A 14,737-nucleotide genomic window follows, 5' to 3' on the forward strand; every position below is an offset into this window, starting at 1 on the left:
CTACTCCACATGATGCATTAATTTAACAACAGAATTTGTTAGAACATGATATATAGGAATTATCATAGCAAGAATGCAAGTCAAAAAAACGAAAAAAACTGCTAAAGATACAATTTCGGAAGTTACAAAAAAATTAAGCAAATACCCTTCCGAATATCCTGGAGGTGTAAACGTTATTTTTAAGAAGGTAATAAATTTCGATAAAAATACCGAAAATAAAACGCCCCCAAGTATTCCAATTAAAGAAAGAAAAACGACTTCGTTAATTAACAAAACAATTAGTTTATTCTTTTTTAACCCGATAGCTTCCAAAGTTCCAAATTCATACAATCGTTCATTAAATGCAGTTGAAATAGATTGTGTAAGAGAAATAAAAACTAACGCACACATAATGACGCTAATTATTGTACATTGTACTTCATTCATAGCATTAATTTGATTGTAAGAAGGATTCATTTCTATCCAGTTTTTGACTTCAAAAGAAGCAGATAATTTTTTCTGCAAATTTTCTTGCATTTCTTTAGTATAAGAATCGTTTCGTGTATAAACCTGAAGATAAGATGCTATGTTGTCTAATCCTAAAAACTCCAAAATTGAGGCTCTTGAGGCTATCAATAAACCTTCATCATTTTGAGGAATCCCTGTAGATGTAATTCCTGCAATATTAAAAGAAGCTAACGAAATTCCCGAATCATTTGTGTTCGATAAAACATTTCCATAAGAGTTTTCCAAAGAATCAAAGTTTATGCCTAGCTTTTCAGCTAACAAAGTCCCAATAACAATACTGTCAGAATTCTTAAAAACGGGTTTGCCATATAAAACGCCATATTTTTTTTCAGGATTATCATAAGCTTCTCCCCAGAAAATTGTAGAGGTTTTATCAGTTCCTATAATTCCCGAAAAATCCAAAACAGGTTCAACGTTCTTTATGATGGAAGAGTTCTTTAATTCCGAAAAAATCATATTCATTTCAGCTTCCGTTAGATATTCAGAATTGTTTTTTTTTGAAATTTGCAAATTGCCCGTTTTTTCTATAAAACTTAAAGCCATACCTTGTTTTGAGTATTCAGTGTATCCTCGATACAATATTAAAGAACTGACAGTTACCATTATTAAGACTAATTGTAATAAAGTTCGTTTCCAATTTGCCCACAAATTAGTCCACGCAAGCTTTACAACAATCATAATTTCTCCAAAATTCCATTTTGCATTTTATACACACTATCCACATAATTTTCGATTATCGGATCATGTGAAACAAAAACACCTATACCATTATTTTTTTTAATATATGCTCGTATAACTTGATAAACAAACTTTGACATTTCAACATCTAAACTAGCTGTAATTTCATCTGCAATTATGTATTTAGGATTAGTCACCAAAGCTCTGATAATAGCCGTTCTTTGCTTTTCACCACCTGATAACTGATTTGGTTTCTTATTTTTTAACTCTGCTATTTGAAATTGCTCCAAAAAAGGATAAATAATATTTTTTATAGTTTTTGTATCTTTTTTTTGTAATTGCAAAGGAATTGAAATATTGGAATACACATTCTGTGTCTTTATCATCTCAAAAAACTGAAAAATTAACCCACAATTTGATAATCTAAAATCGGCTTTTTGATTACCAGTCTTTTTTGTTAAAGAATCTCCATCCCAAATAACTTCACCTTTATCTTCCTTATCCAGTCCTACCAATAAATTAAGCAATGTAGTTTTTCCTGATCCGGAATTTCCATAAATCCAAATCAGTTTGCCATCTTGAACTGTTAAATTGATATCTTTATTTGCATTGATAAAAGTCTTTCCTATACTGTATGATTTGCAAATATTATTTACTTTAAGCATATTACCACCCCATAATCCCTTTTTTATAATTTTCTTCTATTATCATTGTAAGAATACTATTTGGGAATATTGATTTTGCTTGGTCTAAGTAAAAAATTGATTTTTCCGAATTATAATTTTTGGCATAAAAAATTGAATACCACAAATACCCGTTGAATTTATCCACATCGTTCAATTTCGAAATATTTGCTTCTTGTAGTTTTATAAAACCATTCCAATTTGAAGTTGTATAATTACTTGCAGAAATATACCAAATTGATAATTTTGCTAAAGGGTCTGTATTATTTTTATTTAAAGAAGAAGCTTTTCGGTACAAAATAGGTAACTTCATAATAATATCACCAGTATTTGTTTTCCATGAAAATTGCGAATATAAAAAATTTGCATATTCCATACATATATCATAAGAAGATAAACTTTGTGGAAAATGATTAATAAGCTTTTTTATTTCATCATCAAGAGAATTCACTAACTCCTCATACTTAGGCATAAGCCCTGAAGAATAAAGAGTTGATAGTATAGTTGAAGCATATAAATACTCCAATATGCTGTCTTCTGTTAAATCTTCAAAATTTATAGCATTTTTGGCTTTCTCATAAATTGCAATAGCTTCGTTTATTTTAATATCATTACCGGAATAAAAATCCTCAATGATAGATTGGGTATGTCCGGCAAATGAAATTAAGATAAAAAGAGAACTAATCAAACAACGTTTTACCTTGTTCATTTTTCTCTCCTAGTACTTTTGTAAATTGTTCCTGCTCAAACAGCAAATGAGCTTTTTCCAATGCCTTTTTTGATTCTGTTAATCTATTCATTGAATATAAAATTTGAGATTTATTAATTAATGCAAAAAAAAGTTCTTCATTATTTATTGCATATTTTTCGGCTAAAGTAATATTTTTTAGAGCTTCAGCATATCCACCTCCTGCAACAGGCGGTGCAAAATATAACCACAAAGCATAACTTGAAAGACCAATACTTGATTTCTTATTTTTCTTTAAGCCTTTCATATATAATTCTTTAGCAAACATTGATTCTTTATACATTTCAGACTGTGAAAGATAAGATAATAATCTTGTTTTCAAATCTGCAAATGAAGTTAAATACTCGGTAGAAAAAGATGTCAATTTTTTATCTTTAATGAATAATTCATTTTTTAGATTTTGTGTATTCAGTGATAAATAAATTTCTTCATGATTAACGGTATCATCAAACTGGAAATTAATTTTTTCAATAAGAAGTAGATTTTCAATCGTTAAAGCAAGTTCATTGTTTTTAACAAAATTTTCATGTTTATTTTGCTCTATAATTTTTTCAATTTCTGAAATAACAATAGAAGGATTCTCTTCACTGTAAAAATTTATTTTCGCTTTATAAAAATCGTTTATTGAAGATATTTGTCCGTAGGAATAAACCGCCATGTAAATAAAACAAACAATTAAACTAAGTCTTTTCATGTAACCCTCCCAAGTTATTTTATGTATAAAAGTTTTTTTAATCTTTCTTTTTCAATTGAATCAGAAAGAAAAAATTCATAGAAACAAAAAACAATAAATAACAATATAATTATATTATTGAAAAGTAAAAAAAGAATACTTAACCCCAAACTATTTTTGTTACTATATTTATCTTTGAATAAATTAGGTGATTCATTCCAAAAAATGTTGAACTTAAAATTATATAGAATAGTTTTCCAATAAAAACGAACTTGCATCTGAATTTCCGTGACGTACTGTTTTCACGTTCAAACCTTACTGTTTTCACGTTCAAACCTTACTGTTTTCACGTTCAAACCTTACTGTTTTGACGCTCAAACCTTACTGTTTTGACGCTCAAACCTTACGGCCGTGACCCTCAAACCTTACGGCCGTGGCTCTCAAACCTTACGGTTAAAGTCATTGAAAAACACAGTGCTGCGATGAACGTTGCGGCACCGTGTTTCACTCGCGGTTACTTCATTCACCGCCGCAAAAAAGTCGCCGCGCCGGCTGTCAGAATTTCATGCCGGCGCCGAGTACCAAAAACGATCCTTCCGAACCGGCACCTATTTCAGCAGTGCCGAACATCGTTTTTCCGCCGAACTGAATGCCGATCGGCACTTCCTGAAAAGCAACGAACGGAAACACGGTGCCCCGCAGCGGCGTTTCAAAGAAAATTTCGCATCCCAAAGAAGTTGCCCCGTACAGACGGACGGCAGCGTTCTGCCAATACGTATACCGATACTTGAACGTGGCCGCAACGTACTGCAGCAGAACGTTTTCGCTTGAGGCTCCCTGCGTTTGTCCGTAAAACGGAATACCGTACGTAACGGTCGTGCCGATTGCGTGTCGTTCCGTAATGTTGTGCAGATATTCAACTGAAAAAACCGGAATAGTATATACGGTAGTATCGAAAATTTCAGAAGATTTGAACAAGCTCCCGAAAAACAAATTCGATACCTCAACGGTAAGCCCCACTACAGACTCAACAGCCGGAAACATCCCGATTTTAAGCTGTATTTCATTTTGCTTGGAATACTCGTCCGCAGCGCCGAAAGAAAGCGGCAGCACACACAGGCACGCAATGCTTATAAAAATCCTGTTCATTCGATTCATGATATCCTCGCTGTGTACAGTTTATACTAATTTTACCCGGTTGTAAACGGGAAAAAATAAGAACGCGATCACTGCGGTCATTCAATTTTCAGCATTCCGGCGTATACGGTACCGTTTATGCCATTCGCAGAAAAAACGATCGGCTGCATGGATTCAAATGTAACAGGATCAAAAAAAGAAACGGAATATTTCAATACCGAGAATTCCGTTTCAGACGTATATAAGCGCGGAATTCCTATATCGTATGATTTCCCGCCGAATTCAAACATACCCATATTGCAGAAAAAATCTACAGGTTCACCTGTTACCGAATCGGTGCGGTACGGAAAAGGTTCACCGGTATACACCGCCGTGGCAACCGCTGAAACAAAAGAACCGAACAGATAATCCGTTGAAGTTCCTAACGCCTCACCTATACATTCCCAGCCGAAACAATGAGAATCGAGAATATTCCGCAAAAAAGAATCGCCGTCTGCAGATTGCCGGTACAGCCATGACAAAAATAACAGCATTGCACCGCGCCGCCCCACAGAATCACTGCGGCCGTATTTATCTTCCGCACAAAGCGAATACGAACCGGTATCTTTTAAGAATGCATCAAGAAATACGATATTACCACCGGACACGCCGAATCCGCAGAGATTTTCACTTAAATGACTCAATCCCTCGTCAAGAAACAGTTCTTCCTGTTTTCTCTGTGTATCTCCGGCAAGAATGTGCCGGAACGTTTTGCGATTAAACGTTACATTATGAGTCAATTCATGCGCAACAGTTGCAGACAGCGAAGCGGCACTGTAATTGCCGGTCGCTGCAGCGGAAGGAACCGCAAGATACAACATATCCAGTTCATTGCTGTAAGGATTATATGAATCCGATGTTTTATCAGTGTTGCGGATAAACAAATCCGCCGAATTAAAGAAACCGATTGCCATTTGTTCCTGATTAATAGTCGGACACAGCAAAACGGCAATTTTTCCGTCACCGTTTATATCGGCCCATTGTCCGAAAACGGAACACACACGAGGAATCACGAGCGTTTCAATATTTTCTATGAGCGTATTAACGGCGGCAGCATCAACGGCGAACGATAACGGTTTCCATATCGTATATGTAGAACCCGCCGCATACAATTCAGCACGCACTATATGAGGTGCCGCAAGCTGATTCGCCGTATTGATTACAAAAAAATCACGTTCCTGAACAAGCATATCATCGGCAGCCGCAGTACGTGAAAAAGATACGTTTGCGAGCGGAACCAATGTTTTTATATCACAAGCAACGGAAAAATTCCTGCCGAAACCGGCGTGATTATCATCTTCATACGCCGCGTATGAGTCAGCAGTATACTTTACCGGAGCTGACATCTCCAACTGGGAAACGGAACCGTTATATGTATACACAATCGGTACATACGTACCGCTATCCATGTACAAGGACTGCTTCGGAGCATTCAATAAATGAGGCCGGATTTCACCTGTATTCAACACGCGGGAAACGACCGTTATGGATACCGCATCGCTGCTGCTGCCGTGTACAGCGGTAATACGATGAATACCGGCGGAAAGCAACACATCGACGGTACTCCCGACACCTAAACAGCCGTCTATTGAAGACTGCCATACAGGATACGCTGATTTACTGTTTGTCGAAAAACGGATCGGCATATCCGTATAGAATACCCAATCCGCCCGGGGACTTGTTATTGCAAACGACATTCCCGGCAATTCCGACTGATACACCTTTTCACATCCGCAAAAAACAAATAACGATCCGGCTGCAATAAAGAGGCAGCGCAATACGGTTCTTTTATTCAAGTGAGAACCCTACGTTAGAACCCGTATACACGGAAACGGAATAATACGGTGCATTTTTAAAGAAAGCATCACCCGCTATCCGCTGTGCCTGAACTTGCGCATAATACGTTTGATTCGGCAGCAAAGTACCTGCCGGAATAACAACTTGCGCCTGCTCGCAGGAAACCGTATAGACCGCTTCAAGCGCAGTCTTCACGGCAACTTTATATACAGTACCGGCGACGCCGTCGGTATTCCAGCAAATCTGGATATCCTTTGCCGAAGACGGCTTTTCGCCGGCAAAAACGGACTTACCTTCGGAATCCTGAATGAGGGTAACAACGGGGGCTCCTTTACACTGAAAATGAGGAACAGTGTATTCCTTTGCCGCCGCAGAAACAGCGGATGAAACGGAAATACGGAATATACCGTCGGAGGGAACCGGCAGAGTGATTTTATAACACCATTCCTGCGTGTCGAATTTGACCGGTGAAACCTGTTTCAAAGTATCATACACCAGTACCGTCGCACCGGTCAGCATATTTCCGTCAGCACCTTCCGCAAAAATCCGTACGACGGCGTCAGATTTTTTTTCGGATTCGACAGCGATGCGGACAAAGATATCCGCATCGCCGGAAGACATCATCTGAGAACACGATACTAACAGAAACAATATGCCGCCCGCAAAAAAGGAAATGATATACTTCATACTATGCTTATTTGCCCAGCAGTTCCAGAACTCTGGTCTCTGAGGTCGTTTTTGAAAGTGACCCCGTGTTGTTAATCGTTTCATGATTCATATCCCTGTATGTCCGGAAATCCGTGTTATTCAAAATAACCGTATCATAGCCGGTGCCGACGAGCGATTTTTGCGGTAAATACTGGCTTGACAGAGCTACCAAACCGTCGTGCGTTTGTTCTCCCACCAGTTCACTGATTTCACCGTTCAAATTATTACACCAATTTGCAGCTTTGCGGCAGTCGTTTGCTGCAGAAATACTGCCGGTAAATAACCCCCAAATACACACCGCTTTTGCATAATGCAAATACTCCGCACCTCTAAAAACGTTTCCCGTATGATCGAATCCCGTTTTTATTTTCCGTGCAGTATCGCCGTCAGCAAGACCTAACGAGTCGCTGACAGTTCCGGCAAGAAACATAAAGGGAAGATTTTTATCAACTTTCAAATCTACGCTCTGTGCTGCAACGATAACAGGTTTCGATTTCCATACAAGAACCGGATATCTTATGCCCCACCAACCTCTGCGCCATTCGACGGCAAGACTGCTTGTCGTTTTGGATTTGTGCTGCATATAGACCGTCTGCTCGGTAAGTACGTAATCCGTTATAAGTTTGCTCTGGGGCACCATGTCTCTTATTTGGGCATGACCGTCCCAATCCCGATTGTACATTATGGGATAAGCAAACTCTTTTGTTAAAGGCAGCATGCCGCCCAAAATCAATTTACACAAATGCCATGCGGCGCCGTTTATATCAGCTTTTGTTATTCCACCAAATATATAATCATTTACAGGATCGCAAAAAGGTATCAAATCAAAGAACTTGGCGACTCCGTATATCCCATTCGTGAGAATCTGAACATCGTTAAACAATCTTGAGCGGAACGCGGAACCGCGCCCTTCGAGCAGTTTCAGACCGCGGTCTATTCCCGAAAGCGTTATCACGCCTCGCAGCTGCTTATACAGTTCCGGATCACGGCGCTTCAAATACGTACTCATTGCAAGGGAACGCAAGCCTCCCTGACTGTGCCCGACGAATACGAACGGCTGTTTACTTGCCTTATATCTAAACTGCAGCAATTCAAGCGTCGTCTGCAGCATCGGTTCTATGCCGACCGATTCAGCTTCATAGCCTGTAAAATCGAAGCCTTTAAAGTAGACGTAGCCGACAACTTTGTTTTTGTTGCTGTCTTCATCAAATTCCATTCGTGCAAAATCTTTTTTGAGCTCAAAGTTCTCTTCTGTTACTTGTGAAAATACAAACGAATGCATCACAAACATACTTACAATAATACTTATTAACAGCTTGTTTTTCATAACCGCCATGCTCCTTAAATTGACCTTGAAAAGATATAGCTAATTTTTCCTTCATATACTATGGAACCGTCTTCACTGGTAAACTTAACAGGGATTGCATATATTCCGTCTTCTTCCAAATACGGCACATATATAGATGCAAATACCCGTACGTTCTTTCCTGATTCATACTGTATTTCCAATTTTACCGAATACGTAAAATCACGCCGCGTTTCAGGTTGCCCGCGGCCTGAACCAAGGAACCCCGGTCTTGAAGTAAGTGCAATTAACGGATATTTAACCAAAGTACCGTCGGCGTTAACGTCATACACAGCTTTCACCGGCCCCAGTTCCGCGGATTCCTCTCCAATGTAAAGATAGTAGGTTATAGAGACGCTTTTGCTTCCCCATTCATCAGAACATCCCGTGCACGTCAACGCACACACACAGACCGCCAGCAATAAAATAAGCTTTTTCATAACCGCCATGCTCCTTAAATTGACCTTGAAAAGATATAGCTAATTTTTCCTTCATATACTATGGAACCGTCTTTACTGGTAAACTTAACAGGGATTGCATATATTCCGTCTTCTTCCAAATACGGCACATATATAGATGCAAATACCCGTACGCTCTTTCCGGATTCATACCGTATTTCCAATTTTACCGAATACGTAAAATCCCGTCTCGTTTCAAGATCCCGGCCGCCAGAACCCAAGAACACCGAGTTTGGAACACTCTCATCAAATGTCAGTAACGGATATTCAGATAAAGTACCGTCGGCGTTAACTCGCCGAACATCTTTCACCGGCCCCAGTTCTGCGGATTCTTCTCCAATGTAAAGATAGTAGTTTATAGAGACGCATTTGCTTCCCCATTCATCAGAACATCCCGTGCACGTCAACGCACACACACAGACCGCCAGCAATAAAATAAGCTTTTTCAGGGTCTTACTCCTTCAGCAGTAATCTGAACGGATTATCCGTTACGGTATTTATTTCTATATCGTTGTATACTTCGATTATCGTTTCCTGATAACTCATATCCGCCGGATTGCCGAACGGCATAGCCTCTACTTCCGTTATTTCTCCGCTATCCAGCAGCCGCTGGTATTCGGCGTCGCTTATTTCAGGAATATCAGCAATGGAGTCAAAGTATTCCGCATCTTCAAACTCCGCCAGTAAACCCGGTGCTTTTGAATCGATAACAGTTACCGAACCGATTTTAACGGGTTCTCCGTTTTTTTCTTCATACATCGGATACGTCGTCGTAGTTACGTTCGTACCGTCCTGCAAAACCGTTACGATTTCGACTTGATTTAACGTTTCGTTAACCGTATCAAACGTTACCCTCGTAGACAGCCGTGTTTTATACGGATCTGCAAAAAAATCATTCGGAATTGAAACGATCAGCGCGCTTCCCTGTTCATCAGTCATATCGAATGCAAGACGCCGTGCTTCCGTTTTTATAAGGGATAAATTCACCCTGCTTACAGCGGTTTCCGTTCCGAGAAACGCAAGATCCGCAGAATAATCGTCCTGCACGGGAATCCGATATTCGATTTCTTCAGAAACCGTATCCACTATAATCGTTTCCGCAGTATCGGATATGGCGGAACGGAACAGCCCGCCGTTGTATTCCGGATCAAAATCCAATCGCACATACGGCACGTCGTTAACAGTCTTTAACGACATTCGATATTTATTTTGCAGCGAAGTTCCGGTACCCGCCCTATTCGTATTCGTATACACGGATACGTCCGCCTGAAAACTTTCAATATCTTTTTCTGCTCCGGACTGCCACGTAATAGTTACGGGATTTTCCGCAAAAAAATCTTCCGCAGGCTGTTTCTGCACCTGGGAAAACTGCCCGCAGGCACACACATATAAAACGCATCCTAAAACAACCGCACAAAAGCAAAAATTCCTGATGTTCTTCATAATCGTACCTTCTCCATTATTTACACAGTTTCTTATCCAGTTATAGTGTATAATGCAGTTTCCGCTCCTGTAAATGAATTCGCTGCCGAATTAACCGAAGTTACCGCAGAAGTAACCGAAGTTATTATTCTTGTCTGAAAAAAGCAAAGCGGGAAAACGAAACTTGGCAAATTTTCACGCCCATGCTATACTCGTATACGGTACGCTGCCATCAGGAGAGAAATATGAAACGAAGAAAACGAGCCGATTCAAGTCCGTTTACCTGCCTTACGGTATGCGGTTTTATCGCGCTGCTGACCGGAACGCTCCTGAATATTTGCTTCGGCAGCAGTTTCACGCAATCTTTCATACCGTATACGGAAACGGTAACGCCCTGTGTAAACGGATTTTGTACGGTTCTTTCCTTAATTCTCATTTTTAAACCGAATAAACGCATCCTGCTGTACGTGATTTTAGTTATACAAAGTGTTTACAACGTATGCACCGGATTCGATTTACTCGGACTGTTCCTGTTCGCTTTTCTTAACCTCGTCTTATTTTGCAAAGGATATTTCAAAACTCGGGCAAAACTGAAAACGACACTCATCGGCACCGGTTGGATACTGACACTGACAACGCTCATACCGTTCGGCATTGAAAGGTTCATTTTTGCAGTCAGTACTTCAATTTTCATGTTTGCGGCATACGTGTACATCTATTATTTACTGAGCGATAAGCTTTCCTATTTGCTGCCCGACGTAAACGTATGTAAAATGAAAGCTGCCTGCACGCTGCCTGAACCGGGAAAAATACTGAACCTGAGAGCGCTCGGATTAACCGAACGGCAGCGGCGGTGCGTGGAAGCATGTCTGCAAGATTCCATATCGTATAAAACGCTTGCAGATACGCATTACGTAAGCGAATCAACCATAAAAAAAGATATGACGGATATATGCCGTTTGTTCGGCGTAAAAAACCGGGAAATGCTCAGATTCTTATTGGTTCAATATAAGGTGGATAGTACCTGATTCCGCACGGCCGTATCTGCGGCTGAACGCACGCCTTGCACTTCTCTCGGCAAAACGGTATAATACGGTACGTTATTCACATAAAAATTAACGATCATTAAGAATAGGGGGCAGTCTGAAACTTTTTTCGGGCAGCACCGGATTTTTTTTGACTGATACCATAAAATGTCGTTTCAAATCGGAGCATACCATGTTCAAACCGGAATTACTCAATTCACTGAAAGGTTATTCAGTAAAAACGTTCGCCAGTGACCTTTCGGCCGGAATCATCGTCGGAATCGTCGCACTGCCGCTCGCCATTGCGTTCGCAATAGCGTCCGGCGTCGCACCGGAGCGGGGGCTGTACACCGCCATAGTCGCAGGTTTTATCATTTCAGTACTCGGCGGCAGTAAAGTGCAGATCGGCGGCCCGACCGGCGCGTTCGTCGTCATCGTGTACGGCATCGTCCGGCAGTACGGTTTTTCGGGACTGATGCTCGCCACGATGATGGCGGGCGTCATGCTGATACTGCTCGGTGCGTTCAAAATGGGCATTTTGGTCAAATATATTCCATATACTATTATCACCGGATTTACGGCCGGTATCGCGGTTACCATTTTGACTACGCAAATCGGCGATTTTTTCGGTCTGACGACCGGCCCGCTGCCGGGAGATTTTCTCGGCAAAATCAAGGCGTACGCCGCCTCGTTCGGGACGGTCAACCCGTACGCAGTGGCAGTCGGCGCGGTTTCGCTTGCCGTCATTCTGGTATGGCCCAAAATAAATAAAAAAATCCCCGGTTCGCTCGTCGTTATCATTCTGATAACGGCCGCGGTAAAACTGCTGAATCTGCCGGTCGATACGATCGGTTCGCGGTACGGGGCAATTCCCGCTTCGCTTCCGGCGCCGCAGTTGCCCGCGTTCAGCTTTGAATTGCTGCGGAAACTGTTCGCGCCGGCGCTGTCGATCGCCATACTCGCGGCGATAGAATCTCTGCTGAGCGCCGTCGTTGCCGACGGAATGATCGGCTCAAAGCACGATTCAAATACGGAACTGATCGCGCAGGGAATCGCGAACATTGCGAGCCCGCTGTTCGGCGGTATTCCCGCAACCGGCGCCATTGCCCGAACGGCCACGAACATCAAAAACGGCGGACGTACACCGGTGGCCGGAATCGTACACGCGATAACGCTGCTGCTCATCATGTTCATTTTCGGCCGATTCGCCGTATATATTCCGCTGGCGGCGCTCGCCGCCGTATTGGTGTCGGTCGCATGGAACATGGCGGGCATTCCCGCGATAAAAGCGCTGTTCAAAGGACAGAAATCGGACATAACGGTTCTTGCCGTTACGTTCCTCCTGACGGTTTTTATCGACTTGACCGTCGCGATCGAAGTGGGACTGATTTGCGCCGCGTTCTTTTTCATAAAGAAAATGATCGATCTGTCGTCTATCCGGCAAGTCAGCACGAATAAACCGGCCGTAAGCATAAAACCGGCTTCCGCACAGCCGTCGCAGACCGGCCGCTCTGAAACCGATGTTACAGAAAGCACCCCCGCACTACCGGACGGAACGTTCATATTTGAAATCGAAGGGCCGCTGTTTTTCGGTACGATACAGAAGTTTGAAGAAGCAACGGCCGTTTCCGGCATCACCTACAAAGCGCTCGTGCTGCGTATGCAGAACACCATGTACTTGGATGCGGGCGGAATACACGTGCTGGAACAGTTGTATCAGAACTGCTGCAGCAGAAACGTCATTCTACTGATATCGGAAATCCACACGCAGCCGTACATGCTTGCCATCAAAACGGGCCTGACGGTTAAACTCGGCAACGGGAATTTTTTCAGCACGTTTGAAGAAGCGCTTACGCGCGCTGCGGAAATCTGCGGAAAATAGCGGAACGCCGCCGCTGACAGACGCGCGCCCCGAGCGGTCTCGGCAAACGCCGCCGCCGCTCCGTTTGATTTACTAAAACAGCCGGACTATACTTAAATTACAAAAAAGTAAAAGTTTTTCTTGACAGGTCAAGAAAACCGGTTTACTATATATTCATATGCGAGATGCCGTAAACACGGCAAAGGAGAACACATGAAAAAGGTATTAACAATGGTGCTGGCTCTTTCAGTTCTGTGCGGGTCGATATTCGCCGCCGGCGGAAAAGATGCAACGCAGGAAATTTACTTTTTAAACTTCAAACCGGAAATCGCTTCCGTCTATGAAGAAAAAGTCGCGCCCGCTTTTGCGGCTGAAAATCCCGGTTATAAACTGAAGGTCGTAACCGCCGCTTCAGGAACATACGAACAGACTCAGCGCAGTGAAATGGCGAAAGCCAATCCGCCGGTCATTTTCCAGGTCAACGGTCCCACCGGGCTGAACAACAATAAGGATACCGTTGCGGCGCTCGACAACACCGGTTTCTACAAACTGCTCGGCGACAAATCGATGGCGCTGAAGCTGAACGGAAGCGTTGCGGCAATTCCTTACGCCGTTGAAGGTTACGGTATTATCTACAACGAATCGATCATGAAGAAATACTTCGCGCTGCCGAACAAAGCCGTTTCCGTTTCATCAGCGGATCAGATCAACAGTTTTGCAACGCTGAAAGCGGTTGTTGAAGACATGCAGAAAAACAAAGACGCGCTGGGAATCAAAGGCGTGTTCGCTTCAACGTCGATGTCCGCCGGTAACCAGTGGAGATGGCAGACGCACACGGTGAACGTACCGCTGTACTATGAATTCAACGACAAAAACTCAGGCGTTCCCGCGGTGACCACCGGTCTGGCTTCCGACACGATTGCGTTCAAATACGGAAAGAACTTCAAAAACCTGATCGACTTGTACACGAACAACAGCGTAACGCAGAAAACGCTGCTCGGCTCAAAGAGCGTCGACGACTCGATGGCTGAATTCGCGCTCGAACAGTGCGCCATGGTTCAGAACGGAAACTGGGCTGCCGCTCAGATTCTGGGAACACCGGGAAACAAAGTAAAAGCGGAAGACATCAAATTCCTGCCGCTGTACATGGGCATCAAAGATGAAGAAAAAGCCGGTTTGTGCGTCGGTACCGAAAACTACCTGTGCATTAACAAAGCGGCTTCCGCCGGAGCGCAGAAAGGTGCGGACGTATTCCTGACCTGGCTGTTCAGCTCCGATACGGGAAAAAGAATCGTTTCCAACGATCTGATGTTCATTACGCCGTTCAACAGCTTCAAAGCGAGCGAACTGCCGGCCGATCCGCTGTCTCAGCAGGTCAGCATCTGGATGAACAAAGACGGTGTTTCGTCGGTACCGTGGGCGTTCGCCGCGATTCCGTCGGAAGAATGGAAAAACGCATTCGGTTCGTCGCTCCTTTCATATTTTGAAGGAAAAGCCGACTGGGCCGCAGTTGAAAAAACGGCTGTCGACAGCTGGGCAAAAGAAAAATCCCTGCTGAAGTAAGCGTCGGGCTGCTGCCTATTTGATATAAAAATAACCGGAGGCCGTCTCTGACGTGTGTATTACAGCGAGGAGGCGGCCTTTTCTTTTGCGTTC

The 14,737-nt window shown here is 42.6% G+C and carries 13 protein-coding genes; 3 read left to right on the forward strand and 10 right to left on the reverse strand.

Translation table 11 applies throughout. The features are described 5' to 3' along the window. From TREBR_RS10315 to TREBR_RS10365, 10 genes are all read right to left on the reverse strand, one after another. On the reverse strand, positions 1-1,185 hold the full coding sequence (locus TREBR_RS10315) for an ABC transporter permease (RefSeq protein ID WP_013759117.1): 1,185 nt from the start codon (positions 1,183-1,185) through the stop codon (positions 1-3). Further along, positions 1,182-1,850 (reverse strand): ABC transporter ATP-binding protein, encoded by a 669-nt coding sequence (locus tag TREBR_RS10320; RefSeq protein ID WP_013759118.1) that lies wholly within the window; start codon positions 1,848-1,850, stop codon positions 1,182-1,184. Before TREBR_RS10320 ends, TREBR_RS10315 begins: the two co-directional genes overlap by 4 nt. 1 nt (position 1,851) lies before the next feature. Further along, a complete protein-coding gene (locus tag TREBR_RS10325; RefSeq protein WP_013759119.1) occupies positions 1,852-2,577 on the reverse strand; it encodes a hypothetical protein in 726 nt (241 codons plus the stop codon). Next, on the reverse strand, positions 2,549-3,310 hold the full coding sequence (locus TREBR_RS10330) for a hypothetical protein (protein ID WP_013759120.1): 762 nt from the start codon (positions 3,308-3,310) through the stop codon (positions 2,549-2,551). The genes TREBR_RS10325 and TREBR_RS10330 overlap by 29 nt, the downstream gene beginning before the upstream one ends. Positions 3,311-3,844: 534 nt before the next feature. After that, a complete protein-coding gene (locus TREBR_RS10340) occupies positions 3,845-4,438 on the reverse strand; it encodes a hypothetical protein (protein ID WP_041610421.1) in 594 nt (197 codons plus the stop codon). Between the two features lie 86 nt (positions 4,439-4,524). Next, a complete protein-coding gene (locus TREBR_RS10345; RefSeq protein ID WP_156786656.1) occupies positions 4,525-6,111 on the reverse strand; it encodes a M30 family metallopeptidase in 1,587 nt (528 codons plus the stop codon). A gap of 142 nt (positions 6,112-6,253) precedes the next feature. After that, a complete protein-coding gene (locus TREBR_RS10350) occupies positions 6,254-6,949 on the reverse strand; it encodes a hypothetical protein (protein WP_013759123.1) in 696 nt (231 codons plus the stop codon). 7 nt (positions 6,950-6,956) lie between these two features. After that, the gene (locus TREBR_RS10355; RefSeq protein WP_013759124.1) at positions 6,957-8,297 is read right to left on the reverse strand and encodes a lipase family protein; all 1,341 of its coding nucleotides are present in this window, start codon (positions 8,295-8,297) and stop codon (positions 6,957-6,959) included. 14 nt (positions 8,298-8,311) lie between these two features. Continuing rightward, positions 8,312-8,755: a hypothetical protein gene (locus TREBR_RS10360; RefSeq protein ID WP_013759125.1), complete on the reverse strand. Its 444-nt coding sequence runs from the start codon at positions 8,753-8,755 to the stop codon at positions 8,312-8,314. 471 nt (positions 8,756-9,226) lie between these two features. Beyond that, positions 9,227-10,216, reverse strand: a complete 990-nt coding sequence (locus TREBR_RS10365; protein ID WP_013759127.1) for a hypothetical protein — start codon at positions 10,214-10,216, stop codon at positions 9,227-9,229. A gap of 224 nt (positions 10,217-10,440) precedes the next feature. Between TREBR_RS10365 and TREBR_RS10370 the strand changes: the two genes are divergently transcribed. From TREBR_RS10370 to TREBR_RS10380, 3 genes are all read left to right on the forward strand, one after another. After that, the gene (locus TREBR_RS10370) at positions 10,441-11,223 is read left to right on the forward strand and encodes a helix-turn-helix transcriptional regulator (protein ID WP_013759128.1); all 783 of its coding nucleotides are present in this window, start codon (positions 10,441-10,443) and stop codon (positions 11,221-11,223) included. A 190-nt stretch (positions 11,224-11,413) separates the two neighbouring features. Then, entirely contained in the window at positions 11,414-13,102 is a 1,689-nt protein-coding gene (locus tag TREBR_RS10375) for a SulP family inorganic anion transporter (protein WP_013759129.1), read from the forward strand. A 192-nt stretch (positions 13,103-13,294) separates the two neighbouring features. Next, the gene (locus TREBR_RS10380) at positions 13,295-14,644 is read left to right on the forward strand and encodes an ABC transporter substrate-binding protein (RefSeq protein ID WP_013759130.1); all 1,350 of its coding nucleotides are present in this window, start codon (positions 13,295-13,297) and stop codon (positions 14,642-14,644) included. Positions 14,645-14,737 lie beyond the last annotated feature (93 nt).

This window comes from Treponema brennaborense DSM 12168 (assembly GCF_000212415.1).
GTDB lineage: Bacteria > Spirochaetota > Spirochaetia > Treponematales > Treponemataceae > Treponema_F > Treponema_F brennaborense.